The sequence below is a fragment of the Desulfurobacterium crinifex genome (assembly GCF_054656775.1).
Window position 1 is genome coordinate 903,340 of the sequence record NZ_BAAHXO010000004.1, and the last position, 24,220, is coordinate 927,559.

Sequence of the window (24,220 nt, forward strand, 5' to 3'; positions counted from 1 at the left end):
TTTTCAATTCTGTTCTTCAGACTTTTCCAAAAATTTTCAAAATTTTCTTCTTGCTAAAGTATTTCCTTAACCCAGCTTGCCATCTGTAAATCCTCTATTTTCAACCAAAATAAAAACCCCCCAGTCTTCTTCGTAAAAGAAGGAGTTTTTATATTTTCTATGGGATAATCTTTTAAGTGTCTTCTTTTCTATGAAGATAAAAGGCTATATATTCCAAAGTCCAAATGCAGAAAATTTCATAATCTGGAGGAACTATGGAGTTTGAAAGAAATCCAGTGGTTATGGAGAGAACAGAGACAACCTCTTTTAATGCTTTTCTCGGAAAGGTTTTTCTGAACATGTTCTTAGGTCTATTGCTTACAGCTATTACATCCTATTTGGCTCTTACTTCCGGACTTGTGTTTGCTTTTGGTAAGTGGGGATTTATAGGTTTTGCAGTTCTCTCTTTTGTTCTTGTGATTGCTACGGGACTTCTCAGAAATAATGGTCTCCTTGCAGGAGTGGCGTTTTACCTCTTTTCAGCAGCAGAGGGAGTGCTTCTTGCTCCAATCTTGGTCATGTATACAGGAAAGTCAATTATCACTGCATTTCTCTCTGCTTCTATTCTTTTCGGGATAATGGCTCTTCTTGCGATGAGTAAAAAGGTGGATTTCAGAAGATTTGGAACTTACCTTTTTGTTGGATTGATCGGTATTATTGTTGCGTCATTTCTGAACATTTTCCTTGTAAAGTCCGCCGGTCTTGGGATTGCAATTAGCGTTGTGACTGTTCTTGTCTTCTTAGGGTTGACTGCTTACGATATTCAGAAGCTTGAGGAGATGGCTTACACTGAGGGGAATGCATTCTTTGGAGCTCTTGCTCTGTATCTGGATTTAATCAACCTTTTCTTAGCTCTTCTCAGACTCTTTGGCGAGAGGAGAGAATAGGTCTGGATTTACGACTATTGTTCTTTCGTTTTCGTAGATTACAAAGCCAGGGGGTGTTCCCTTTGGCTTTTTGAGGTTTTTTGCCTCTGTATAGTCGACCGGAACCTTTCCTGACTGTTTTCCCTTACTGAAAAAAGCCGCTGCGGCGGCAGACAGGAGAATGTCCTCATCTGATGGTTTTTCCTCTCTGTTGAGTCTTAGTATGACGTGAGAGCCGGGTATCTCTTTTGCGTGGAACCAGATATCCCACGGATTCGCAAGTTTCATGGAGAGGAATTCGTTCTCTTTGCTGCTTCTACCGACTATAATCTTTCTTCCTGAGGGCAGGGTATATATTCTGAAGCTTTTCTTCTTTTTCTCTTTTTTCTTCTCTTCCGGAATGAGATCCTGAAGCTCTTCCAGAGTTTCTTTATCATTTATCGTTTCCTTCAGAAATTCCAGTTCAAGGAGCTCCTCTTCCAGTTTTTTTCTCAAGGTTTCTTCGTGTTCTACCTTTCTTTTGAGTTTTCTGTACTTTGAGAAGTACTTTTCGACATTTTTCTGTGGAGAAAGTTTCGGATCGAGAGATATTTCCACTTCCTGATTGGTGTAATAGTCAAAGACTTTTACGTTTTTCACTCCTGGTTTTATGAGGTTCAGATTGTACTTCAGGAGCTCTCCCAGTTTCCTGTTCTCTTCGGCTTCTCTCAGGAGTTCTTCTCTGCTTTTGAGAGATTGGAGCTCTTTTTTAAGCGCTTCAACTCTCTTTTCCAGATCTCTTAGAAGCTTTCTTTTCAGTGATTTTAGTTCTTCTCTTTCAACCTTTTCTAAATAGTAGGTTTTCCAGCATTCTGTGTAGGGAAGTTTTCCAGAGAACTCTTTGAACCTCAGTCTCTCAAGCGACTGGTAGAGAAACGTTGTCATGTACTTTGGCTTATCTTCTTCGTAGTAGAGGTAAGCGCTATTTGACAATCTGTGTTTCTTGAGGAACTCTTCGTACGCTTTTTCAAGACTTCCCAGCTTTTCAAATAGATGGGCAATTTCCTTTGCGTTTAAGGGAGATATCCCGGCAGCGAATTTGTGGAGGTTTTTCTCAATTCCCTCCTTGGTTGCTTCTCCAAAATGAAGCTGATGAAACTCCTTTTTCTCCTGTGGAGGAAAGGTATAAGTATCATTTTTTTCAAGGGGTCTTACAGAGCTCTTAACCTCTCTCAACGTTGAGATGATTTTTCTTTCTCTATCAAGCAGAAAAACGTTTGCGTTCTTTCCTGTAAGCTCGAAGATAAGATAGTAGGTTTCAGTTTTTCCAGATGGAAGGATCTTTACCGTTTCAATCTCAATTACCCTGTCGATAACTGGAAGTTTAACGGATTTGACAAAGGTTCCTTCAAGTGCCTTGAACCTGGAATTCTTCTCTTTTGCTATACCAAAATCAGAAAAGAAAAGGGCATTTGGCTGCCCTGCATAGATGTTGAGAAAACCTTTTCTGAACTTCAATGAAAAGCTTTTAGAATCGGCGTGAACGCTGGATATTCTCTCTTTCTGAAGCTCTTTTTCAAGTTCTATTTTACATTTTTCTATGAACAGATAGTCCACCTATGCTCCCGATTCCTGAATCTGAAGAGCTGAAGAGCGAATCAGTTTCTCGTTTGCCTTTAAAGCTCTTGCTGCTGTTCCAATGTAATTCTTTGAGAGTTTTATAAAGGGTTCTCTTAGGCTAAAAGCTTCTTTAAATGCAGTTTCTGGAATCTTGAGACTGCTCAGGAGTTTTTCAAACTCTCCTTGCGCGGATTTTTTAGCTTCAAATAGCTTCATCTGAACTCTGCTCTTTACATTTACCTCTCCGTCGCCAGAGGTTTCAATTGAGATGAAGATGCTTTCCGGGTAGTCTGAAAGGACTTTTACCTGAGCTCCATCGCTTTGGGTTGAAGGCATGCAGCCAAAAGGTTTTACAGAAACTGTCATGTGAGCTTTTTTCTCTTTTACGTTGTAGATGTGTTTTGCAACTTCAAGATGTCCTTCACCACCGACCACAAAGTAGTCAAAGTAGGGTTTTGATATCTTTGCCAAATATCTTTGAGATGGAAGTGGTTTGGGTCTGAAATCGAAGATTTTTCTAAAGATGTTGTAGAGCGTTCTAAACGTTACTGCCATTCCTTTTACTGCAAGAAGTTTTTTAATTCTATCTGCTGTCAAACCTTTTATCTTGATATCAGCTTTAATTTTCTCTTCTTCAATAAAGAGTTGGTAATCTATCCATCCTGCTATTGACTCGACCCTTACTTCAGCACCTTCAGATTCAAGCCATCTGTGGAGATGATAGTTCCCATCCCCTTCAGTTGTATGGGCCCAGAACTCTCCAATTACGCTAACAACGGGTTTTACTCTTGTATAGTCAAACTGAAGACCTTCAAGTCTCTTTCTAAAAAGCCTTAGGACTGAAATTAAATCCTTGACCTTTCCACCTTTTTTTAAGATCTGGTAGATTTCTTCTTTTGATCTTGAAATGGTTTTATCTACAGAGCCAGGTATAACTTCGTAAGGTCTAAGCTGATAGCCAAGATCCCTTACAATGTCTGCAACCCAAACGGCTTTTACCAGTTTCCAGACAAGCGAGGGTGTAAGTTTGAGTTCTCCTTCTGAAGAGAATTTACTCTGGTTGAGTATTGAGAAAGAGAAGTTCTTAAAGCCAGCCGCTTTTAGAGCATGTCTATACTCAGATTCGTACATGCCGAATCTGCAGGGACCACAGGCGCCTATAGTTACAGACATGTATTCTTTTTCAACGTCTATACCAGCTGAGCTCTTTTCCTGAAGGTACTTGATGAGATTACCAACCGTGTAATAGGTTGGATTGCACATTCCTCTATTACAGAACTCTCTACCAATTGCAAGAGAACAGTTATCTGGAGTTGGTAGAAACTCGACTTTGTAACCTAAGCTTTCGACGGCTCCCTTCATAAACAATTCGTGGAGTGGAGTCAGCCCACCAAAAAGAATAGTTTTACTCACTCTTTTTTTCCTCTTCTTTGAAGAGGTTCTTGATAGGTCTTGATGGCACTATTGTTGCTATGGAGTGCTTATAAACCAGTTGCTGTGTTCCTCCGTTTTCAAGCAGGATTGTAAATTGGTCAAAGAACGTAATTACCCCCTGAAGTCTTGTTCCCCTTGAAAGGAAGATGCTAACTGGGATTCTCTCTTTTCTTAGTCTGTTGAGGTAAGTGTCCTGTAGGTTCATTGCTCCTCCCTTAGATCTTTTTTTATCATCTCTATCAGTTTTTCTTCCGGAATTTCTGATAGATTTACCCATTTAAATTTAGGTTCTTTCCTAAACCACGTAAACTGTCTTTTTGCAAACTGCTTGGTTCTCCTTTTAAGAAGTCTGATTGCCTCTTCAAGAGATTTTCTTCCCTCTATGTGCTCCAGCATCTCCTTGTAACCGAGAGCCTGGAAGGCTGTTATATCTTTCCCGAAATGGAGGAGCCATTTAGTTTCATCGATGAGCCCTCTCTCTATTTGTGAATCAACTCTGTCTTCAATTCTCCTGTAGAGCTCAGGTCTGTTTCTGTAGAGGAAGTAACCTAAGAATCTATAGCGAGGTTTTTCGGGGAATTTGAATGAAGAGAGAGGTTCTCCTGTTAGTTTATAGACCTCATAAGCTCTTATTAGTCTCTTTCTGTCGTTTTTTCCTATTCTCTCTGCTGACTCTCTGTCAACTTCAAGCAGTAGATTGTAAATCTCCTCATTTGACAGTTTCTTTAGTTCTTTCCTTATCTCTTCACTTCCGGGAGGAACATCCGGAAGACCGTAGAGTAGAGCTCTTATATAAAAACCCGTTCCACCAACAACAATCGGGTATCTATCCTTTTTTCTTATTTCGGCTATAGCTTTATCTGCTTCTCTCACAAAGTCAGCAACGGAAAATAGTTCGTCAGGCTCTCTGATGTCTATCAAGTAGTGGGGAATCTCTTTCCTTATTTCCTTTGAGATTTTGTCTGTTCCTATATCAAGTCCTCTATAGACCTGCATTGAGTCGGCGCTGATTATTTCGCCGCCAATCTCCCTTGCAAGTTTTATGGAGAAGTCTGTTTTTCCAGTTGCTGTTGGACCTGTTATGATTATCAGCGGCTTTTCTCTTTCCACTTTTTAAACTCCGGAGAATTTTTCCATCTTCTATGAAACCAGAACCACTGTTCTGGGTGTTTCCTTACAGCTTTTTCAATGGTTTTTGCATATTCCTGAGTAAGTTCTTCAACAGTTTTACCATCTGGATAAATCGGTTCATAGACCTCGATTGAGTATTTGTCTCCTTCCATGAAACAGAATGCTGGAATTGCAGGCTTTCCCGTCTTTATGCTGAGGATTGCTGCTCCCCTGTTTGTGTAAGTTTCTCTTTCGAGGAATTTTGTGAGAACTCCCTCTTTTACTTTTGGTCTCTGATCAAGGAGAATTCCAACGTACCTTTTCCTCTTCAGATCTTTTACTATCTCAATTATGTTCCCTGTTGGAATAACTTTTATTCCCCATTTTTGACGGATAGAGTTTATAAGCCTGTCCACTCTCCAATTTTTCATCGGTTTTGCAACGACTGAGAGCTTTCCATCACTAAGTACTGAGAATAGTGCTCCCATAAGCTCCCAGTTTCCGATGTGGGCTGTAAGGAGGATTCCTCCTTCTGGTGGAACGACTGATGGATCAACAGGTTTAAAGATACCTTTCAGGTATTCAAATGAGTAGTTTTTTGAGCGAACAAAGTCTATTGAACACCGCAAGAAATTTTTAAGGCTCTCTTTTCCAATTTCAACAGGAAATCTCGTAAATTGGAGATTCTCTTCCGTCACTCTTTTTATCCTGGGGTAGTTATAGAGAATATCAGCCAGAATATCACCAGCTTTAAAAGCCTTTTCCCTATTAACCTTCTCTATTAAAGAGAGACTCCCCTTTAAAAGTAGATACTCCAGAAGGTAGGAAATCTCCTTCAACTTCTTCCTCAACCCTTTCAACGTTTTTGATGTTTGATACTATAAATTCTTTTAGACCGTAAGCGTCAAGTCTTAAAACAGGTGCTTTTGCTCTGATTCCAGAGTTTCTGAGCTTTATTAGATCCTTTTCGGTTGTTACCGGATTTTTCAAGCTTTTAAGTTTTTCAATCTCCTCTTCGGTGTAGGAGTGGTGATCGTTAAATACGAGGTAGTTTCGGATTTTATAGCCCATCCTTATCAACATTTCAACAAACTGTGAAGGATTTCCGATTCCGCAAAAGACGTCGATTTCTTTTTCTTCTGGTGGTTCTGTTCTCTCAAACCTTTCGTTTACCCAAAATTTGAACGTCTGTTCGGCTAAGAATATGGGTTTTCTAAAGCTTTTCAGGTAAAGTTCTAAGGATTCGAGCCTTTTCATATCAACGAGATTACTTCTTGTGACCACAAAACAGTCTGCTCTCTCAAGGTTTTTAATGGATTCCCTCAGAAGACCTAAGGGAAGGCAGTATCCATCTCCAAAGGGGTTAAATGGGTCAATCGCCACAATGTTAAGTTTCGGAACAACTTTTCTGTACTGAAACCCGTCGTCAAGGATTGCGACGTTTGAACCTTTGGAGAATGCAAACTCTATTCCTTTAAGTTTTTCTTTGCTGACGACTGTTCTGTAACCTTTGAGGGCGTAGATTGAAGCTTCATCTCCAAAGCGTTCCGGATTATCTGTTGCAAAGATGGGTCCTTTCTCCTTTCCTCTGTATCCTCTTGTTACAATGGCAGGGGAAAATCCCAACTCTTCAAGGATAAGGTATATCGATTCTGTAAGAGGGGTTTTACCTGATCCACCGGCGATAACGTTTCCTACGGAGATAACGGGAAGTGAAAAGGATGTCGATTCCAGAATGCCAGCGTTGTAAAGAAAGTTTCTAAAAGCTGCTCCGCCGCAGTAAGCTACCGAGAGTAACCAGAAAAGGGGAAAGAGCGGAGCTCCAATTCCCTCTTTCCTCAATACTTTTAATCTTAGCTTGTTTAGATTCAAACTTATTCTCCTATAGCCTTCAATATCCTGTCGGTAACACCTTTTTCCTTTTGATAGGACTTAAAAATAGTTTCTGAGACCTCTTTGTGAAATACCTCATCAGAGAGGAGCTTTTCTACAAATGGTAAAAGTTCTTCCTTTTTTAGAACAGGTGCCTTTAACCGCTGTGCAATTTCGAGAAAATCCTTTCCGTAGATACCAAGTATTACAGGTTTTTTCCAAAGAACTCCTTCAACGGGATTATGGCCACCTATTCCTTGAATGAAACTACCGCCTATTACTATCACATCACCAAATCTGTAGAGAGAAGAGAGTTCTCCTATTGTGTCAACTATGTAGAACTCAACGTCTTTAGTAATGTTTTTTGTTTCGCTTCTAAGTGCAAATCTTGATGGTGGATTTATCTCTTTAGCCCTTCCTATGTGTCTTGGAGCGATGATTGTGAGGATATCAGGGAACTTTTCCTTTAGCTTTTTGTGAATCTCAAAGGCGATTTCCTCTTCTCCAGGGTGAGTACTGCCCCAGATGATGACTTTCCTTTTCCCTTCTATGTGGAGATCTGAAAGCTGTTCAGGTTTTTCTACGTCAAATTTTAGATCTCCTACAAACTCCACCTTTCTGAATCCCAACTCCTTAGCCCTCATCGAATCTTTTTGAGACCTTGCAAGGAAAGTAATATTTTTAAGGAGTGGTCCAAAGAAGAATTTGAATTTCCTGTAATTTTCAAAACTTCTCTCAGAAATTTTACCGCTCACCATGAAAACAGGAATTTCCATTTTTCCTGCCAGATAGAGGAGAGAGGGCCAGATTTCTGTTTCATATATCAAGATTTTCTCTGGTCGGTTCTTTTCAAGGAAGATTCTCACTACTGGATAGAAGTCAAAGGGAAGAATTCGTGATGGAATTTCTGGATAGGTCTTTTTTGCCCTTTCAAGTCCATAATCTGTAAACACTGTGAGAGCGACTTTATCCTTTATCCGGTTTACAAGGGGTTTGACAGAGTTGACCTCTCCGATGCTTGCAAGGTGAAGCATGATTTTTCCTTTGAGTTCCGGAAAATCTGTTTTGAACCTGTTGAGAAGAGATACGCTTCCTCTCTTTCTTGTTGCAAATTTGACTGCCGGATAGAGGGAAATAGTAGAGAGCAGGAGCAGATTGTAAAAGAAAATACCCATTACTTTAACCCGATTAACTTGTGGAGTTGTGGAATTATTTTGATTTCAAAGTCGTTGATAAACTCTCTGTCAGCAATAACAAGTTCAGAAACCCGTTTTGAAGTCTCAACGTAGTTTTCAAAAGGGACTTCAAGGGGTTGGATTACTATAGGTTTTCTTATGAGTTTTGCGTTTCTGTAGGTAAACTGTCTAATAACTTCCAAGTCCTTTTTGTCGTAAACGGCAAACTTGATATAGGTATTTTCGTAAGTAGCCAGAAACTTCTGTAGAGCTCTTTCAGGAAATTCAACTTCCATTGTGGGAGGTTTTGGGGAAAGAACGATTTTTAACTTTGGAGCTCCGAGGTCATTTCTGAAAATGTGTCCACAGGTTTCAAGGGTTATTTTTCTGATGGAATCTATACATGAGAGTTTCCTGATAAGAACTGGCAGATTTTTCTCCTCAACAGGTTCTCCACCTGTAATAACAACTTCAGGGATTTCGGATTTTAGAACTTCTTCAATCAGATCATCGATCTTCCACTCCTTGCCTCTGCTCCAGGAATACTTTGTGTCGCAGTACTTACAGCCTATTGAACAACCGGAGGTTCTAATAAAGAATGACGGAGCTCCCGCATCAATCCCTTCGCCCTGAATGGATATGAAAAGTTCTGATATATGTATGATGGACATTATTCCTTCTTCTCAACCTTTATAGGTGATTCTACCTCTATGTTGTAGTGCTTACCTGCGTAGTAACCAGCAGCGGCACCTGCACTACCTGCAACCAGTAGAGGAACACAGCCAGAAAGAAGAAGAGGTATGACAGAAGCGGCTATCAGTTTAAAAATCAACGCCTTCTCTCCCATTGATACCTCTGTAGTAAGGATGTTTTATCAATTTTAACTCTGTTACATAGTCTGCAAGTTCTACAATTTCCCTTCTGGCGTACCGCCCTGTGAGAATTAATTCAACGTGCTTTGGTTTTCCTTTAATTAACTTTACCACTCTTTCTACCGGAATGAGTTTCAGGTGAACGGCGACGTTTATTTCATCGAGAACCAGAACGTCAAATTCCTTTATCTTCTCTTCAGCTATTTTTATTCCCTCTTCGGCTCTCCGGTAGTCTTCCTCAATCACTTTGAAATCGTATCCCGGTCTGCCTGTCTGGATAAAGCAGAAGTCAGAAAGTTTGCTGGCTGTGATCATCTCTCCGGTGACAACACCTTTTATGAACTGTATAAAACAACACCTTAATCCTCTTCCAAGGGCTCTCATACAGAGGCCAAGGGCAGCAGAGGTTTTTCCCTTACCGTTTCCTGTATATACATGAACCAGCCCCTTCTCTAAAGGCATCTGGCGATCTCCAGAGCGATTCTCCTCGCTTCTCTGTCTATTTCAATGACCTCTTCGATGGAAGCTGGTTCTCTGAATTCCGATTTCTCCAGGGTCTTCTCTATCAGGATAGGAATTTCTGTAAACTTTATTTCTCCATTCAGGAAGAGCTCTACAGCTATCTCGTCAGCGGCGTTGAGAACAATAGGGTAAGGGTAGCCAAGGCGTAAGGCGTCATAGGCAAGTCTTAGGGCAGGAAATCTTTTAAAGTCCGGTTCTTCAAAAGTTAGATTCAGGCCGTAAAGGTCTAAGTGCAGCTCAGGAGTTTCAAGCGGCAATCTTTCTGGATAGCTGAGAGCGTAACTAATCGGAATTCTCATATCAGGTACACCAAGCTGTGCAAGGACAGAGTTGTCAATAAACCTGACAAAGGAATGGACTATGCTCTGGGGGTGAATGACAACTTTTATCTGATCTAATTTCAAGTTGAACAGCCAGTAGGCTTCTATAACCTCAAGTCCTTTGTTCATCAGAGTGGCAGAGTCGATTGTTACCTTCTTTCCCATATCCCAGTTGGGATGCTTCAGAGCCTCTTCTACGGTTACGTTTTCGAGGTTTCTTCTCTTCCTGAAAGGTCCTCCAGATGCTGTGAGTATTATCTCTTTGATATTCTCTCTCTTCTCTCCGTTGAGGCATTGGAATATTGCCGAGTGTTCGCTGTCAACAGGAATAATCTCCTTAGCTGTCTCTACAATGAACTTTCCTGCACACACTAAGGATTCTTTGTTTGCGAGGGCAATTCTGGCGCCTTTTTTAGAAGCCCAGTAGGTAGGTAAAATACCTGCTGAACCTGTTATAGCAGAGACACATATATCAAAGTCAGTTTCTTCAATAAGCTTTTTTAACCCTTCAAGCCCTGTGTAGAACCTGCCATCAAATGATAAGTTTTCATTGGAATTTACAAGACAAACAGCGTCAGGTTTAAACCTTTCAGCCTGTTCTTTTAGCTTTTTGACGTTACTTCCTGCTATGAGTGCCTTTACTCTGAACTTTTCTGGAAATCTTGAGATTACGTCAAGAGTGTTCTCTCCAATTGAACCTGTTGAACCAAGGATTAAAACGTTCTTCATCTTTAAAGCCTTGCTATGAGTACTTCAAGAGTATCAACTCTTTCCTGTTTTCCTGTTTCGAGCTCTTTGAGGGAGAAAAATCCTTCTTCCACCTCTGCTTCGCCGATTATTACAACATACTTTGCCTTTACTCTATCAGCAGCTTTCATCTGAGCCTTGAAGCTTCCCTGTCTGTGATCCATCTCAGCCCTTATTTCTTTTTTCCTCAGGAACTCTATTAGCTTCAATCCTTCTTTGTAAGCTTTTTCTCCTCTTGTTACAACAAACACACCGTTTCTTTCTTCTTCTTTCTCAGGGATGAGGAGCATTACCCTGTCTATTCCCATTGCAAAACCGAGAGCTGGGGTTTCCGGACCTCCAAGTTGGGAGATGAGTTTATCGTACCTTCCACCGGCAAGAACTGTGCTCTGAGCTCCAAGCCTTTCTGACTTGAATTCAAAAACGGTTCTTGTATAGTAATCAAGCCCTCTGACAAGAAGAGGATTCTCTGTAAACTTTACGTCTAAGGTTTGCAGGTATTCCTTTAATTTTTCAAAGTGTTCTTTGCATTCATCACACATGAAATCTGTTATCTTGGGTGCTTCAGCAACAACTTTTTGACAACTTTCAACTTTGCAGTCCAGAACTCTTAAAGGGTTTCTCTCAAACCTTTTCAGACAGTCTTCACAAAGTTCTTCCTTTCTCTGCTCAAGGAACTCAATAAGGGCTTTTCTGTACTCTGGACGGCACTTTTCACATCCTATCGAATTGATCTCCAGTGAGCAATCAACTTTGAGAGAGTCAAGGATATCGGCAGCTACTCTTATTACTTCAGCATCCGCTCCCGGAGACGATAAACCAAAGACTTCACATCCAGCCTGGAAAAACTGTCTCTTTCTTCCGGCCTGAGGTCTTTCGAATCGGAACATAGGACCAACGTAAAACCACTTTGTGAAAGGTTCCTTTGCGTAAACACCATGCTCAATGTAAGCCCTGACTGCCGATGCTGTTCCTTCAGGACGGAGGGCAATTACCCTTCCACCCTTATCTTCAAATACGTACATCTCTTTTTGAACAATATCAGTTGTTTCCCCTACGCTTCGGGAAAAGAGTCCTGCTTCTTCAAATATTGGTAGGATAACTTCTCTGAAACCTGCTTTCTTGACAACATCCTTGAATATTTCAACTACTTTTTCAAACTTCTCACTTTCTGGAGGAATTAAATCCTCAACTCCTCTAACTGCTTTAAATTCCATGGGACTCCACTACCTCCACGTTTTCTGTTCCACAGAATCTATCGCCAGCATCTCCAAGACCTGGAACAATATATCCATCCTGATTGAGTTTTTCATCAACTGCTGCTGTTACGACTGTGAGTCCTTCAAATTCTTTCAGTTTTTCCACTCCTTCTGGGGCAGAGACCACAGAGACAAAGGTTATGTTCTCCTCTTTAATTCCTGCTTCTATCAAAGTTTTTACTGACTGGGAAGCAGTTCCACCTGTCGCAAGCATTGGATCAAGGATTAAGTACCTGGCATTTTTAATCAGAGGAAATTTAACGTAGTAGTTAACAGGTTCAAGAGTTTCTTCGTTTCTATACGTTCCAATAAATCCCAGCCTTCCATAAGGGTAAACCTTTAGCGCTGGAGGAACCATTGAAAGACCTGCTCTTAAAATTGGAATGAAGACAACTTCCTCTTCCGGTTCAAAGCCTATTGTTTCTGAAAGGGGAGTTTTTATCTCAGATTCTTTCAGGTTCACATTGACAAGAGCTTCAGAGATGAGGATTTCTGAGATTCTTTCAAGGTACTCTCTAAACTTGGGATAGTTCGTCTTTACGTCTCTTAAAATAGTGAGGAAGATTTTTGAAAGAGAGGATTCAATAACTTTTAATTTCATTCTAAAAGCCTCTCTGCAAGGGTTGTGATTGGGAGATTTTTGTAATCTCCCTTGAGAATTTCGAGGAGCTCCATTGCTTTTTCTCTATTTCCTTTTTTGAGTGCAATGATAATGCTGTCGTAAAGAGCTTCTGGATAAGTCCAGTCCTTGTCCCTCTTCATCCGGGATATTATGTTTTCTGCTTCGACCAATTTCCCATTTTCTATATGGCTGGCAATCAGGGAGCTCTTTGACGGTGGTGAGGTGAGATAGCGGTTTTTCTCTATTAAGAATGTGAATTCCCTGTTTTCCTTTTCAATTTTGCCTTTGAGAAATCTACCAACAAGTGTGGAAGGTGCTTCAGGGTAGTTCTTTTCAGCTTCACGGAAGAGTTTAACTGCTTCTTTTTCTTTGCCCTCCTCAAGCTTGAAGAATCCCTCATCAACAATTTGAGAAGCTTTTAGTTCAATGGAGCTCCGGTACCACACGTATCCCAGATAACTACCTCCTATGATGAAGATAACTCCCAGAACTGCTGCAATTTTCTTCCAGTGGGTTAGCAAATAGTTTCCAACTTTGTATAGGTCATCAACAAGTTGCTCTGCCTCAGGGGTATCTATCTTTTCTGGAATGTGAACAGGCGGTTTCTCCTCTTTCTTTTTCCTGTAGACTTTGTATGGTGGTTTTTTCAAAGAAACCTCCTAAAATAATTAAAGTTGTTTACCGAAATTGTAACAATTTCAACCCTGTATGCTGAATTGAAAACAAGGAAAAATCAATACGTTTAGAGTGATTGTAGAAGTTCAAAGGTTATTCTTCCACACCTTTCAAGGGCATAAAGGTTATATCCCCCTTCCAGAGTAAAAAGAATTGGAACAGAGAGTTCCTTAGAGGATAGCAATAGCTGTTCAATGATAAATCGAATCCCCTCATCAGTTACTTCAAGTCCTGTAAGTGGGTCGTCTCTGTGGAGGTCGTACCCAGCAGAGACGAGGATTATTTCAGGTTTGAATCTCCTTAGTGCTTCTCTGTAAATTTCTCCATAGACTTTCTTATACTCTAAATCACCAGAACCCTCTGCCATTGGAACGTTCAAGATATGGTCATTGTTCTCCTTCTCACTTCCTGTTCCTGGATAGAAGGGGTACTGGTGAGTTGAAAAGTAGAAAACTTGAGGATTTGTATAAAACGTGTGCTGAGTTCCATTTCCATGGTGTGCGTCAAAATCGACTATGAAGACTCTTTCAAGTCCAGAAAGAAGAGCTTTTACAGCTCCAACTGCAACGTTGTTGAAAATGCAAAAGCCCATCGCTCTATCCTTTTCAGCATGATGTCCCGGGGGTCTGACTGCGCAGAAAACTGCTTCATAATCGCCTTTTAAGAGAATTTCAACTCCCCTTTCAACAGCTCCTGCTGCAAAAATTGCCGCATCGTATGTGTATTCGTTGTAGTAAGTGTCTGGATCGAAAAAACCAGGAGCATATTCCTTGCAGGAAAGCTTCGCCTCTTCTATGTAATTTTCACTGTGTATAACTTTCAGTAGTTCATAGCTTACAGCTTTAGGTTTCAGAACAGGAAAGTTGAACTCAGGCAGACTTTTCAGGAAGTATTTAAGTCTCAGACTGTTTTCTGGGTGTGTTGGTAAATCGTGTTTAAGGTATATGTCATCGTAAATAACAGCTGTTTTCATATCTTGAACCCTTTAGTTTAGTTCTCCCTTTCCTAAACTCATTATCCATAAGTCATAGGACAACTGTGTGTACCGAACTTTTTCTCCTTATCCCTTTATCTCCCCTATAAGGGAGGAATTGAAGGAGTGTCCCCACGAGGGGGAAACTTGGAGGATTTTAAAATTACTTCAGTTTCCTCACAAACTCAAAGTCTGCCTTTCTGTTTTCAATATCAACATTTATCAGTTTTACGAAAAGCCTATCTCCAATTCTGAAGACGGTTCTGGTCTTCTCACCAACAAGACAATACTGCTTAGGAACACATATGTAGTAGTCGTTTTTCAAACTTGCAATGTGGATAAAGCCGGGTATTACCTGTTCAATTGTCTCTATGTAGAGTCCCTGTTCAGAGATACCACTGATTATTGCTTCAAAGACTTCACCTATGTGCTTCTTTGCGTATTGAAGTTTCTTGAGTTCAATGACATCCCTTTCAGCTTCATCAGCATTTATTGACCTTTCAGTTACGTGTTTACATACAATTTCAAGTTTCTCTTCCCAGACGGGAATACTCTCAGCAGTGAACTCTCCATTTAGTGCCATTTTTATAAGTCTGTGGAGCTGCAGGTCTGCGTAACGTCTGATTGGAGAGGTAAAGTGGGTGTAGTAGGTAGACGCGAGTCCGAAGTGTCCAATGTTGTCTGGAGAGTATTTAGCCCTTGCCATAGTCCTGAGCATTAGATAGTTAATCAATTTTTCTTCAGCTTTACCTTCTACCTCTTCAAGGATCTTTTGAAGCAATTTGGGTTGAATATCGTTTTTGACTGCTGGAACTCTTATCCCAAGAGATCTAACAAAGTTTAGAAATTCCTGGAGTTTTTCCCTATCCGGGGATTCGTGAATCCTGTAAACACTTGGATAATCTGCCCAGAACATATACTCAGCAACGGTCTCGTTTGCAGCAATCATAAACTCTTCAATTATCCTGTGAGACCAGAGTCTTTCAGCTTTGTAGATGTCGATCGGTTCACCTTCAGCACCAAGAACTACAACAGGTTCTGGAAGGTCGAAATCAAGTGAACCCCTCTTGTAACGCTTCTTATAGAGTATCTGAGCAAGTTCGTGCATTGTCTTAAGGGAATCGACTACGTGAGGAAATTTCTCTATTGCCTCTTTATCTCCATCTACAATCTTTTGAGCAATTGTGTAGGTAAGTCTCGCTTTGCTGTGAATTACACTTTCATAGATCTTGTAGTCAATAACCATTCCTTTCTTGTTTATTACCATTTCGCATGTGAAAGTGAGCCTGTCAACGTGTGGATTAAGGGAGCAGATCCAATTTGAGAGTTTTTCTGGAAGCATGGGAATACATCTATCTGGAAAGTAAACGCTGGTTCCTCTCTTGTAGGCTTCAAGATCAAGGGCACTTCCAGGTTTTACATAGTGGGAAACGTCTGCAATGTGAACATAGAGTTTGTAGTTGCCGTCTGGAAGCTTTTCAATTGCAACGGCATCGTCAAAGTCTCTTGCATTTTCACCGTCAATTGTAAAGCAGAGCTGTTCTCTAAGGTCAACTCTTCCTTTTATTTCTTCTTCTGAAACTTTATCTGGAATATCTTCTGCTTCTTCAAGAACTTCAGGTGGAAACTCTGTAGGGAGATCGTACTTTCTAATAATGAGCTCAATGTCAAGTTTTGGACCAGTTCTTCCAAGATTTTCCAGGAGCTTTCCAACTGGTCCTCTTGTCTCTGAAGGATAGGAGATTATCTCAACGACGACAAAATCTCCATCTTCAACCTTTTCGCAATCTTCAGAGGTAAGGAGAATATCGTATCGGATCCTTTTATCCTCTGGGATAACAAAGCAGTGCCTTCTTGTCTTTTCCACTCTTCCAACGACTTTTTTGACAGACCTTTCAATGATTGAAACTATCTTCCCTTCCTTTCTACCATCTTTGAACTCTTTTACGATCTCGACAGCGACGATATCCCCGTTCATTGCACCTCTCATGTTCCTGCCAGGAACAAAGACACCCTTTCCACCATCTATTGGGTCAACAAAACCATAACCTTCTCTATAAACACAGAGTTTTCCAACAACAAGGTTGAGCTTTTCTGGAAGAGCGTACTTTGCCCCCTTTAGCTTTACCAGTTTCCCCTGTTTTGCCAGCTCTTTAAGCTTTTCGCGGAGCTCGGTTCTTCCTTCTGGGGGAATCCCTAAGAACTTTGCAATTTCCCTTGCTTTTAAGGGTTTGTTTAGCTTTTCAAGAGCTTCGAAAATTCCTTTTTCTATATTCATATTTCCTCCGGAGAATTGTTGCCAATTTTTCTGAAACTATTATATTATCCTTGTGTCAAATATAGGGCCGTAGCTCAGTGGGAGAGCGCCACCTTGACGCGGTGGAGGTCAGGGGTTCGAAACCCCTCGGCCCTACCATTGACTTTCGGAAGATTAGGCTTTAGTAAGGTTAGAAGGTCGGAAGATTTGAGAAAGTGCGAAAAAAATCAAAGTTCAATCCCCCATAACCAACCTTCCAATCATCTAACCATCCAATCTTCCAAGATAGATCTTTCCCTTTACGTAATCACTGATGAAAGATTCTTGGATGCTTCCAATATTTGTGAAGCCGTAGAAAGAGCAATCCTTGGTGGTGCTACCGTTGTTCAGTACAGAGCAAAGAAAAAAACTGCAAAAGAAATGTACGAAGAGGCCCTGATAGTTAGAGAAGTAACAAAGCATCATCATGTTTCTTTTATTGTTAACGATCGGTTAGATTTAGCACTTGCCGTTAGAGCTGATGGGGTTCATGTTGGTCAAGATGATCTACCTGTAGATGCTGTAAGAACTATAGCTGGAAAGGAATTTATTGTTGGTCTTTCGACCCACAACATAGATCAGGTCAAAAAAGCAAATGAAGAAAAACTTGCAGATTACATAGGATTTGGTCCCGTTTTCCCAACAACTACAAAGGAAAATCCTGATCCTGTTACGGGAGTTGAAGCTCTCTGTGAAGCTGTAAGGATATCGGAGCTTCCTGTTGTTGCTATAGGTGGAATAAATGAAAAGAATATAGATGATGTTCTTAAGTGCAAGCCCGCAGGAGTTGCTGTTGTTCGTGCTGCTTTTGAAAATGGAGATCCGTATGAGAATGTCTTGAGGCTGAAAGAGAGGGAGATTGATTGATTTCTCGATTAGAGATCTGGGGAGAAAGGTTAGTTGTTTTTTCGACTTTTCTATTTGCGATTAGTATTCCGACTTCAATAGCCTTGGATAATATAGCTTCTGGAATTGGTCTTTTAGGGCTTTTGTTTTTGTTGATTTCAAAGAAAGCTGCTCCTTTCCCCTCTTTAAAACCTTTACTCTTTTTGTTGACACCTCAACTTTTAGAAGCATTGATAAAATTTCCTGCAAAAATCCTTAAAACTGATTTTAATCAGCATTTAGTTCCATACTTTACAGTTTATAGAACGTTGTTGAAAAGAGATTACCTCGAAAAACTCCTTCTTCTACTTGCGATTTCTTCTATTGTTCTATCATTTTCTGTGATTTTTGAAGCATTTACCTGGCAAAACATTAAACACATAGATTGGTGTTCGTTAGAGTTTCATGCAAATACGGTGCGTCCTCGAGGTCTTCTCAATCATTGGTTGACTACAGGTGGAGTTATCTTTCTTCTTTTCACACTTTTCACTGGGTCGTTCCTCTATTTTAGAAAGTCTTTATATCTAACAACTTCCTTTTTTCTATTCTTAGCACTGATATTTAACGGCAGTCGTTCTTACTGGCTTGGATTGGGAGTGTTCCTCGTACTGCTTGTAATTTCGATTGGTAAGAAAAGAAAAGAGGTCTGGATAGCTGTTCTTTCTCTGGTATTCCTTGGTGCTCTTTCAGTAAACATTCCCTTTGTAAAACATAGATTTGAAAGTGTTACAAATACAAAAGACAACTGGAGTAACCTTGATAGATTAGTACTGTGGAATTCTCATCTTAATGCCTTTATTAAAGATTATTCCTTTACAGAAAAGTTATTCGGTGCGGATTACAAAGCTGATGATTACGCATGGAGAAGGTTTTCTTCAAGTTTTGAAAAAATAACAGGTAAACATTCTCCATCAGAGAAAGTTTTAAAAAGACACTTCCATGGAGGAGAAACTCATAACATCTACTTAAAATTTCTTACGAAATATGGAGTCGTAGGTCTTTTAGGCTATATTGCTTTCTGGGGAATTATTTTCTATAAAAATCTTAGGAATAGAACTAAATACGATGTATTAATAAAAACTCTTCTTGCTGGTTATGTTGGCTTTTTAGTTGCAGGCTTTTTCGAAAACAACTTTACGGATGCAGAAGTTCAGTTTGCTCTGATGTTTATTCTTGGATTAAACTTTGCTCTGCTACAGCAAGGTAGCGAGAAAACACTTCTTCGTCAGAAAGTATCTGGTTAACAGAGAAATCTGGGGTGAGTTCGGAAACTTTTCCTATAAGCTGAGCTAACCTCTTCTCATTAATCTCATCTATCAAAAATCCATTTTTTCCATCTATTACCAGGTCTTTAGCTCCTGTATATTTTGAAACTAAAACAGAGACATGCATAGAGAGGGCTTCAGCTATGACGTTTCCAAAAGTGTCGTAAAATGAAGGATGGGCTAAACAGTCTATTGCAGAATAAAAGTTTTCCATCTTTGAAACTTTTCCTAGGAATTTAATTCTATTGTCTATTTTCAACTTTCTTGCAAGGGAAAGATAGTACTCTGGATTTCTTCCACCTGCAATGAGGAGCTTCTTTTGGGAATCAAGATATTGAAGTGCTTTTATTAAGTATTCAAGTCCTTTAAGTTTAAAGTTACTTGAAGCGAAACCTATAACAAAATCGTTTTCTTTAAAATTAAGCCTCATGCGCTCCTGAGTTCTGTATTTATTCTTTTTTTCATGATTAAACTTTTTTTGGTTGATTCCGTTGGGTATAACCTTTATCTTCTTCTCAAGCTGATGTCCATAATATCTGAGTATTTCGTCTTTTACTTTTGTAGAAACAGCTATTATCTTTTTAGTTGACAGGAAGATCTGTTTTTCTAAGAAAGGATTGTAGTAATTAATAGGATTTGAGGCTCTTGAAATTCTTTTTTTTATTTTTTCCAATCCCTTATAAGCTCTGATAGAAGTTTCTAAAAATCCTTTATGAGTTCCTCCTCCATTTCTGTAAACGTGGCATCCCAACACTTTTGAGAAAGAAAAATTAACAACGTTACTATCATGAGCTTTTTCTTTTAGATACTGCGTAACTTTCTTTTGAAAAGAAAAAGTCTTTAGAAATCTACCAGGTTTTAGGAATCCAAGCTCCAGTACTTTTCCTGGAAAATCATCTACTTCTTTTCTACCACATACAACTTCAAGCAAAAGTCCTCTTTCGTAGAGGAATTTGGCAAAACGGTACGCTACTACTTCTGCTCCACCGTAAGTTGAGAATTTTCCTATAATTAGCCTGATTTTCATAGCAAACAAATTTATAGCATAGGAGGAGTTTTTGAAAGTTCTTTTTGTCGTTGGTGGATTGCCATTTGGTGGTATAGAGAATTTGCTATTTGATATTGCTCTTGAATTCTTAGAGAGGAGTGTTGATTTTAAGATAGTTAATCTATCGGGAACAGGTGAAAAAATAGAAGAGTTCTTGAGAGGTGGATTGCCTGTGATCAATCTTGGAAGCTCAAAGAGGGATATAAAGACTTTTAAAGTAAAAACTGTTTATAGGCTTAGGGATTTTATCAGAAATTATCAACCTAATATTGTACATTCAATGCAGTTTTCTGGAGACTACTTTACCAGGATAGCTTCTATCGGCTTAAGCAGTTTTAAGATTGTAACTCACATTCATAACATAAAAAGAGAAACAAGAATAGAGAGGAGGATATTTAACAAGTTGCTTTCTTATAGAACAGATGTCTTTCTTTCTGTGTCTAAAGAGGTTTTTGAAGTTGTGGAAAAAGAGCACAATGTAGCAGGAAAGCCACATTATGTTCTTTACAATTCAATAAATATTGAAAAATTCAAAGAGGAAGGAAGTTTGGAGTTGGAAAATGGAGTGAAGTACATTACGTGTGTGGGAAGACTGGTAAAACAGAAAAACTTTGATGTTGCGATAAAAGCGTTTTCATTGATTGAAAAGAAACATCATGATACACGGTTGCTCATAGTTGGAGAAGGAAAGGAGAGAGAAAAGCTTCAGGATTTGGCTAAAATTCTCGGATTGGCTAAAAAGATCATATTTACAGGATATAGAAGGGATGTTCCTGCGATTCTTAAAACATCTTATATCCTTCTCATGCCTTCTTCTTATGAAGGATTTCCTATAACTCATCTTGAAGCCATGTATGCAGGACTTCCTGCAATTATTTCTCCTAATGTTCCTTCAAAAGAGGTAGCTTCTGAATGTAGTTTGATAGTTCCTATTGATCCAAGAAGAATAGCTAATGCACTGGATAGACTTCTGGCAGATGAAAATTTTTATGAGAAACTTTCTCGCAAAGCTAGAGAAATTGCACAAGAATTTACGATAGAAAGGTATGTTGATAAACTGCTTGATTTTTATGAAGGTGTTCTATCAGAAAATCTTCCATATAAGGTGGTTTTATGAAAGGTTTTACTGTTCTACTTTATCATAGGATTCATCCTGAATTTGGGGTAAAGCCAGAAGTTTTTGAGGAGCAGATAAAGTTCCTAAGGAGATACTTTCAGATTCTTAAGATAGAAGAGCTTAAGGGAAGTGTTCATTTTCCTTCTGTTCTAATTACTTTTGACGATGGATTCTCAGATGTCTTTTTCTATGCTTATCCAGTTCTAAGAAAATACAATGTTCCTGCTGTTCTGTTTGTTTCTCCTCAAAGGGTTTTAGATAGTGAGGAAGTTAGAAGTAATTCTATGGTTTCAGAGGTTTCGACTTTTGAAGCGTTTAAGCGCTCCTTTTTGGATGGTAACAACTCGGCTTTTCTTTCATGGGGTGAGCTAAGAGCTATGTCTGATCTTGTTGATGTTCACTCCCATGCTCTTTCCCATAGAGCAGCTGTAGGAAAGGGGAAACCCTTTAAATCCCGTAGCGACTGGAGAATTTATTCGCTGAGTGAGGAAGAAAGGAAAAAAGTTAAAGAGGGAATAGAGCTAACAAGCATTCTTGTAGCTGATTATAAAGAGGCAGAGAAAGAGCTTAGAGAGTCTAAGAAGATAGTAGAGGAAAAGTTAAACAAGGAGGTTGATGCTATAGCGTGGCCATGGGGAATATACGATGAAAAGGTTGTGAATGTAGCTAAAAATGTTGGTTATAGATTCTGCTTCACTACTGAAAGAGGTTGGAATAGAGATGATTTCTGTCGCATAAAAAGGCTTGCAGTGAGTGAGAAAAAGAGTATGTTCTGGTTTAAGACGAGAACTTTGCTTTACGCGTTTTAGGAGCTCCCATGAAAAAGTTTCCATGGTGGATATTTAGCTACTTAAAGGATTTGAAATTTCTTTTTGTTGTAGCTGTTGTGACTCTACTTCTCAACGCAGGAATTACCTCTTACCTTGCTTACTTTGTTAAGGATATGGTTAATACGGTTTTTGTCACAAAGAATGAAAGGATGATAACTTTAATTCCCTTTATTCTCTTTGGGCTTGTTCTTGCGAAAGGTATAGTCTTTTTTGTTAACTACTATACAATGGCATACATAGGTCAGAAAGTTATTGCAAGGCTTAGAGATGATTTATATGAAAAAGTTTTAAGGCTTCCGCTTGAGCAATTTTTGATTGAGCCGCCGGGAGCTTTTATCTCAAAGATAATAAACGACACTTCTCTTCTTCAGGACTTTACCTCACGTCAGGTTGCAACCTTTACAAGAAACTTACTGACAGCTATTGGTCTGATAGGGGTTGTTTTCTATCAGGATTTTGAACTGGCAGTTCTCGGATTTATAGGGCTTCCTCTAATAGGTTTTCTCATCTCAAGGATTGGTAAAAAGATTAAGAAATACACTAATAGAATGCAGGATAAGCTTGCCGTTATAACAAACCATCTCTTTGAAGGTGTCAAAAACATAAAAGAGATAAAGCTCTTTGGATTGGAGGAAAATTTCTCGAGATTATTCCGAATAGACAACAACAGATATCTGAGAGAGTTTATGAAGATTAAAAAAGTGGAAGGGCTTTATCCGCCAATTGTTGAGATAACTGCTGCTGTAATTGTTGGATTTTTAATATTTTACGGTGGAAAAAAGATAGTTGCTGGAGAGTTGACAGCTGGGGCGTTTTTTTCCTTTATCATTGCCCTTATAATGGCCTACGAGCCAATCAGAAAGCTTGGACAGGGCTATAACAGGATTCAACAGTCAATATCTGTTGCAGAGAGGGTAAAAAGAATCCTGGATCTACCTGATGAGTACCAGTTAAAAGATGGTGATAAGGAACTTGAGAAGCCGATAGAGAAATTGGAGTTTAAGGGCGTCTCTTTTAAGTATCCAAGCTCTGAAAACTTTACTCTTAAGGAGATAAACCTTTCTTTTGAAAAAAGAAAAAAATATGCAATTGTTGGAAAGACTGGAAGTGGAAAAAGTACACTGGTAAATCTGATTCCAAGGTTTTATGATCCCACAGAAGGCAGGATTGTAGTTAATGGCATTGATTTGAGGGAGCTCAAGTTAAAGCCTTACAGAAAAAGAATAGGTGTTGTTAGTCAGGACATTATTCTTTTTAGAGGGACAATAAGAGAGAATATAGCGGTTGGAAAGCCTGAGGCTTCTTTTGAAGAGATAGTTACAGCAGCTAAGATTGCAAACATTCACGATTTCATAGAATCACTTCCTAAGGGTTATGATACTCTGATAGGCGAAGGTGGAATTCAGCTTTCTGGTGGACAGAAACAAAGAATTGCAATTGCAAGGGCTGTTTTGAAAAATCCAGATATTTTGATTTTAGATGAAGCTACCAGTGCCCTTGATTCTGAGACAGAGTTTGCCGTTCAGAGAGCTCTTGATGAGAAGTTTGGAGATAAGATCCTCATTGCAATTGCCCACAGGCTTTCAACTGTTGTTAACAGTGATTTGATAATATTCTTGAAAGAAGGCAAAGTTACAGGAGTTGGAAGTCACAAGGAACTTTATGAAAACCTTGAGGATTACAAGAAACTTTGTGATATACAGTTTTCACAACCTTCAGATTGAGAATTCCTCAACAGTATTCTTTACTTTTTCAAAATCGGGAAACTCTCCATTCGAATGAACCTCTTTTACAAACTCAACAGGTGGAAACCAGCCTGATTTTTTTCTGTCAATTACGATGGTTTTTGTTTTCTGGGAGACAGCTACGTGGGAGGCAAAGGAGTTGTTACCGATAAAGAGAGAGGCCTTTCTAATCAGAAGTGCCAGCTCTTTTATTGAAAGTGATTTTTCTGGGGAAATAAAACCAGATTTTGAGAGGCTTTTGAGCTCCTCAATAAACTTTTCCTCTCCGGGCGCATAGCAGACAACTGAAGGGATGCCTAGCTTTTTCTTCATGAAATCTATGAGTCTGGCAAAGTTTTCAAGATTCCACATCTTTTCAACCTTCCTTGCGGTTGGAACTAAGATGGCAAACTTTCCTTCGGGGATAAGCTTTTTTACTCTATTACTTTCTTCTTCAGAGACGAAAAGCTCTGGTAGATATGGTTTAACTGGATTTTCTATTCCGATTCCCTTTAAAAGCTCCATTCTTTCCCATGCAGTGTAGCCATAATTTTTCCACTCAATAAGTCTATTGTAGTAGAAGTTCTCTTTTTCTCTTTTGAATGCAATTCTGAGAGGAGTTCCCGAAAAAAGCGTAATCCTCTTAGATCTTCCTGTTCTTTGAACATCTACAATTGCATTGTAATTTTCCTGTCGTACTGAAAGAATTGTCTGGAGTTCCCCAGTTAAACCTTCTTTAATGGTTAGAATTTTATCTATAAAGGGGTTACCTTTTAGAATTTCTCTCCCAATAGGGGAGGTAAGAAAATGAACTTCTGTATTTTTCAGATTTTCTTTTATAACTCTTGCAAGCGGAGAGGAGAGAAGGACGTCTCCAAGTTGTCTAATCTGTATCAATAGTATTTTCATTAAAGCTACCCATCGGTTAAAATTCGTTCAACTTTTGATTCAAGAAAATTATACGGAGAAG

The 24,220-nt window shown here is 39.3% G+C and carries 24 protein-coding genes and 1 tRNA gene; 7 read left to right on the top strand and 18 right to left on the bottom strand.

The window, feature by feature from the left end; genetic code table 11:
* The first annotated feature begins 254 nt into the window (after positions 1–254).
* Positions 255–926, top strand: coding sequence for a Bax inhibitor-1/YccA family protein (locus ACYQ3A_RS06800; protein ID WP_459896427.1), 672 nt, complete (start codon positions 255–257; stop codon positions 924–926).
* Here the strand turns inward: ACYQ3A_RS06800 and ACYQ3A_RS06805 are convergent.
* The 16 genes from ACYQ3A_RS06805 to rnr form a co-directional block, all read right to left on the bottom strand.
* Positions 888–2,501, bottom strand: coding sequence for an Rqc2 family fibronectin-binding protein (locus tag ACYQ3A_RS06805; protein ID WP_459896428.1), 1,614 nt, complete (start codon positions 2,499–2,501; stop codon positions 888–890). The genes ACYQ3A_RS06800 and ACYQ3A_RS06805 overlap by 39 nt on opposite strands.
* Complete coding sequence (locus ACYQ3A_RS06810) at positions 2,502–3,917, bottom strand: hypothetical protein (protein ID WP_459896429.1); 1,416 nt, start codon at positions 3,915–3,917, stop codon at positions 2,502–2,504.
* Complete coding sequence (gene hfq / locus ACYQ3A_RS06815) at positions 3,910–4,143, bottom strand: RNA chaperone Hfq (RefSeq protein WP_459896431.1); 234 nt, start codon at positions 4,141–4,143, stop codon at positions 3,910–3,912. Before hfq ends, ACYQ3A_RS06810 begins: the two co-directional genes overlap by 8 nt.
* Positions 4,140–5,048, bottom strand: coding sequence for a tRNA (adenosine(37)-N6)-dimethylallyltransferase MiaA (gene miaA, locus ACYQ3A_RS06820; protein ID WP_459896432.1), 909 nt, complete (start codon positions 5,046–5,048; stop codon positions 4,140–4,142). The genes hfq and miaA overlap by 4 nt, the downstream gene beginning before the upstream one ends.
* The gene (locus tag ACYQ3A_RS06825; protein WP_459896433.1) at positions 5,027–5,887 is read right to left on the bottom strand and encodes a lysophospholipid acyltransferase family protein; all 861 of its coding nucleotides are present in this window, start codon (positions 5,885–5,887) and stop codon (positions 5,027–5,029) included. Before ACYQ3A_RS06825 ends, miaA begins: the two co-directional genes overlap by 22 nt.
* Positions 5,817–6,920 (bottom strand): tetraacyldisaccharide 4'-kinase, encoded by a 1,104-nt coding sequence (lpxK, locus tag ACYQ3A_RS06830; RefSeq protein WP_459896435.1) that lies wholly within the window; start codon positions 6,918–6,920, stop codon positions 5,817–5,819. The genes ACYQ3A_RS06825 and lpxK overlap by 71 nt, the downstream gene beginning before the upstream one ends.
* Positions 6,921–6,922: 2 nt before the next feature.
* The gene (locus ACYQ3A_RS06835) at positions 6,923–8,095 is read right to left on the bottom strand and encodes a 3-deoxy-D-manno-octulosonic acid transferase (RefSeq protein ID WP_459896436.1); all 1,173 of its coding nucleotides are present in this window, start codon (positions 8,093–8,095) and stop codon (positions 6,923–6,925) included.
* On the bottom strand, positions 8,095–8,766 hold the full coding sequence (locus ACYQ3A_RS06840; RefSeq protein ID WP_459896437.1) for a 7-carboxy-7-deazaguanine synthase QueE: 672 nt from the start codon (positions 8,764–8,766) through the stop codon (positions 8,095–8,097). The genes ACYQ3A_RS06835 and ACYQ3A_RS06840 overlap by 1 nt, the downstream gene beginning before the upstream one ends.
* Positions 8,766–8,942, bottom strand: a complete 177-nt coding sequence (locus ACYQ3A_RS06845; RefSeq protein ID WP_459896439.1) for a hypothetical protein — start codon at positions 8,940–8,942, stop codon at positions 8,766–8,768. Before ACYQ3A_RS06845 ends, ACYQ3A_RS06840 begins: the two co-directional genes overlap by 1 nt.
* Complete coding sequence (locus ACYQ3A_RS06850) at positions 8,917–9,429, bottom strand: cob(I)yrinic acid a,c-diamide adenosyltransferase (RefSeq protein ID WP_459896440.1); 513 nt, start codon at positions 9,427–9,429, stop codon at positions 8,917–8,919. The genes ACYQ3A_RS06845 and ACYQ3A_RS06850 overlap by 26 nt, the downstream gene beginning before the upstream one ends.
* The gene (gene dxr / locus ACYQ3A_RS06855; protein WP_459896442.1) at positions 9,420–10,538 is read right to left on the bottom strand and encodes a 1-deoxy-D-xylulose-5-phosphate reductoisomerase; all 1,119 of its coding nucleotides are present in this window, start codon (positions 10,536–10,538) and stop codon (positions 9,420–9,422) included. The genes ACYQ3A_RS06850 and dxr overlap by 10 nt, the downstream gene beginning before the upstream one ends.
* Positions 10,539–10,540: 2 nt before the next feature.
* A complete protein-coding gene (hisS, locus tag ACYQ3A_RS06860; protein WP_459896444.1) occupies positions 10,541–11,773 on the bottom strand; it encodes a histidine--tRNA ligase in 1,233 nt (410 codons plus the stop codon).
* Positions 11,763–12,416: a uracil phosphoribosyltransferase gene (gene upp / locus ACYQ3A_RS06865; RefSeq protein WP_459896445.1), complete on the bottom strand. Its 654-nt coding sequence runs from the start codon at positions 12,414–12,416 to the stop codon at positions 11,763–11,765. The genes hisS and upp overlap by 11 nt, the downstream gene beginning before the upstream one ends.
* Positions 12,413–13,087: a tetratricopeptide repeat protein gene (locus ACYQ3A_RS06870; RefSeq protein ID WP_459896446.1), complete on the bottom strand. Its 675-nt coding sequence runs from the start codon at positions 13,085–13,087 to the stop codon at positions 12,413–12,415. The genes upp and ACYQ3A_RS06870 overlap by 4 nt, the downstream gene beginning before the upstream one ends.
* A 92-nt stretch (positions 13,088–13,179) precedes the next feature.
* Positions 13,180–14,085: a histone deacetylase family protein gene (locus tag ACYQ3A_RS06875; RefSeq protein WP_459896447.1), complete on the bottom strand. Its 906-nt coding sequence runs from the start codon at positions 14,083–14,085 to the stop codon at positions 13,180–13,182.
* A gap of 163 nt (positions 14,086–14,248) precedes the next feature.
* Positions 14,249–16,363: a ribonuclease R gene (gene rnr / locus ACYQ3A_RS06880; protein WP_459896448.1), complete on the bottom strand. Its 2,115-nt coding sequence runs from the start codon at positions 16,361–16,363 to the stop codon at positions 14,249–14,251.
* 63 nt (positions 16,364–16,426) lie between these two features.
* Here rnr and ACYQ3A_RS06885 point away from each other — a divergent pair.
* The 3 genes from ACYQ3A_RS06885 (at position 16,427) to ACYQ3A_RS06895 (ending at position 18,510) form a co-directional block, all read left to right on the top strand.
* Positions 16,427–16,501: transfer RNA gene (locus ACYQ3A_RS06885), tRNA-Val, on the top strand.
* A 48-nt stretch (positions 16,502–16,549) separates the two neighbouring features.
* The gene (thiE, locus tag ACYQ3A_RS06890; RefSeq protein WP_459896450.1) at positions 16,550–17,248 is read left to right on the top strand and encodes a thiamine phosphate synthase; all 699 of its coding nucleotides are present in this window, start codon (positions 16,550–16,552) and stop codon (positions 17,246–17,248) included.
* Positions 17,245–18,510: an O-antigen ligase family protein gene (locus ACYQ3A_RS06895; RefSeq protein ID WP_459896452.1), complete on the top strand. Its 1,266-nt coding sequence runs from the start codon at positions 17,245–17,247 to the stop codon at positions 18,508–18,510. The genes thiE and ACYQ3A_RS06895 overlap by 4 nt, the downstream gene beginning before the upstream one ends.
* Here ACYQ3A_RS06895 and ACYQ3A_RS06900 read toward each other — a convergent pair.
* Complete coding sequence (locus tag ACYQ3A_RS06900; protein ID WP_459896453.1) at positions 18,434–19,558, bottom strand: glycosyltransferase family 4 protein; 1,125 nt, start codon at positions 19,556–19,558, stop codon at positions 18,434–18,436. The two genes, ACYQ3A_RS06895 and ACYQ3A_RS06900, sit on opposite strands and share 77 nt — an antisense overlap.
* Before the next feature lie 31 nt (positions 19,559–19,589).
* Between ACYQ3A_RS06900 and ACYQ3A_RS06905 the strand changes: the two genes are divergently transcribed.
* From ACYQ3A_RS06905 to ACYQ3A_RS06915, 3 genes are read left to right on the top strand one after another with little or no spacing between them, the layout of a single operon-like run.
* Positions 19,590–20,696 carry a glycosyltransferase gene (locus ACYQ3A_RS06905; RefSeq protein WP_459896454.1) on the top strand — a complete coding sequence of 369 codons (1,107 nt, stop codon included), beginning with the start codon at positions 19,590–19,592 and terminating at the stop codon, positions 20,694–20,696.
* Positions 20,693–21,505, top strand: coding sequence for a polysaccharide deacetylase family protein (locus tag ACYQ3A_RS06910; protein ID WP_459896455.1), 813 nt, complete (start codon positions 20,693–20,695; stop codon positions 21,503–21,505). Before ACYQ3A_RS06905 ends, ACYQ3A_RS06910 begins: the two co-directional genes overlap by 4 nt.
* Before the next feature lie 8 nt (positions 21,506–21,513).
* Positions 21,514–23,250: an ABC transporter ATP-binding protein gene (locus ACYQ3A_RS06915; RefSeq protein ID WP_459896456.1), complete on the top strand. Its 1,737-nt coding sequence runs from the start codon at positions 21,514–21,516 to the stop codon at positions 23,248–23,250.
* Here ACYQ3A_RS06915 and ACYQ3A_RS06920 read toward each other — a convergent pair.
* Positions 23,242–24,159 (bottom strand): glycosyltransferase family 9 protein, encoded by a 918-nt coding sequence (locus ACYQ3A_RS06920; RefSeq protein WP_459896458.1) that lies wholly within the window; start codon positions 24,157–24,159, stop codon positions 23,242–23,244. The genes ACYQ3A_RS06915 and ACYQ3A_RS06920 overlap by 9 nt on opposite strands.
* Positions 24,160–24,220: the final 61 nt, after the last annotated feature.

What these genes read in the sequence shown, in the direction of transcription:
- ACYQ3A_RS06800 (WP_459896427.1), top strand. Translation starts at nt 255, where the DNA reads ATGGAGTTTGAAAGAAATCCAGTGGTTATGGAGAGAACAGAGACAACC.
- hfq (WP_459896431.1), bottom strand. Translation starts at nt 4,143, where the DNA reads ATGAACCTACAGGACACTTACCTCAACAGACTAAGAAAAGAGAGAATC.
- ACYQ3A_RS06835 (WP_459896436.1), bottom strand. Translation starts at nt 8,095, where the DNA reads ATGGGTATTTTCTTTTACAATCTGCTCCTGCTCTCTACTATTTCCCTC.
- ACYQ3A_RS06840 (WP_459896437.1), bottom strand. Translation starts at nt 8,766, where the DNA reads ATGTCCATCATACATATATCAGAACTTTTCATATCCATTCAGGGCGAA.
- ACYQ3A_RS06845 (WP_459896439.1), bottom strand. Translation starts at nt 8,942, where the DNA reads ATGGGAGAGAAGGCGTTGATTTTTAAACTGATAGCCGCTTCTGTCATA.
- ACYQ3A_RS06850 (WP_459896440.1), bottom strand. Translation starts at nt 9,429, where the DNA reads ATGCCTTTAGAGAAGGGGCTGGTTCATGTATATACAGGAAACGGTAAG.
- dxr (WP_459896442.1), bottom strand. Translation starts at nt 10,538, where the DNA reads ATGAAGAACGTTTTAATCCTTGGTTCAACAGGTTCAATTGGAGAGAAC.
- hisS (WP_459896444.1), bottom strand. Translation starts at nt 11,773, where the DNA reads ATGGAATTTAAAGCAGTTAGAGGAGTTGAGGATTTAATTCCTCCAGAA.
- upp (WP_459896445.1), bottom strand. Translation starts at nt 12,416, where the DNA reads ATGAAATTAAAAGTTATTGAATCCTCTCTTTCAAAAATCTTCCTCACT.
- ACYQ3A_RS06875 (WP_459896447.1), bottom strand. Translation starts at nt 14,085, where the DNA reads ATGAAAACAGCTGTTATTTACGATGACATATACCTTAAACACGATTTA.
- rnr (WP_459896448.1), bottom strand. Translation starts at nt 16,363, where the DNA reads ATGAATATAGAAAAAGGAATTTTCGAAGCTCTTGAAAAGCTAAACAAA.
- ACYQ3A_RS06900 (WP_459896453.1), bottom strand. Translation starts at nt 19,558, where the DNA reads ATGAAAATCAGGCTAATTATAGGAAAATTCTCAACTTACGGTGGAGCA.
- ACYQ3A_RS06910 (WP_459896455.1), top strand. Translation starts at nt 20,693, where the DNA reads ATGAAAGGTTTTACTGTTCTACTTTATCATAGGATTCATCCTGAATTT.
- ACYQ3A_RS06915 (WP_459896456.1), top strand. Translation starts at nt 21,514, where the DNA reads ATGAAAAAGTTTCCATGGTGGATATTTAGCTACTTAAAGGATTTGAAA.
- ACYQ3A_RS06920 (WP_459896458.1), bottom strand. Translation starts at nt 24,159, where the DNA reads ATGAAAATACTATTGATACAGATTAGACAACTTGGAGACGTCCTTCTC.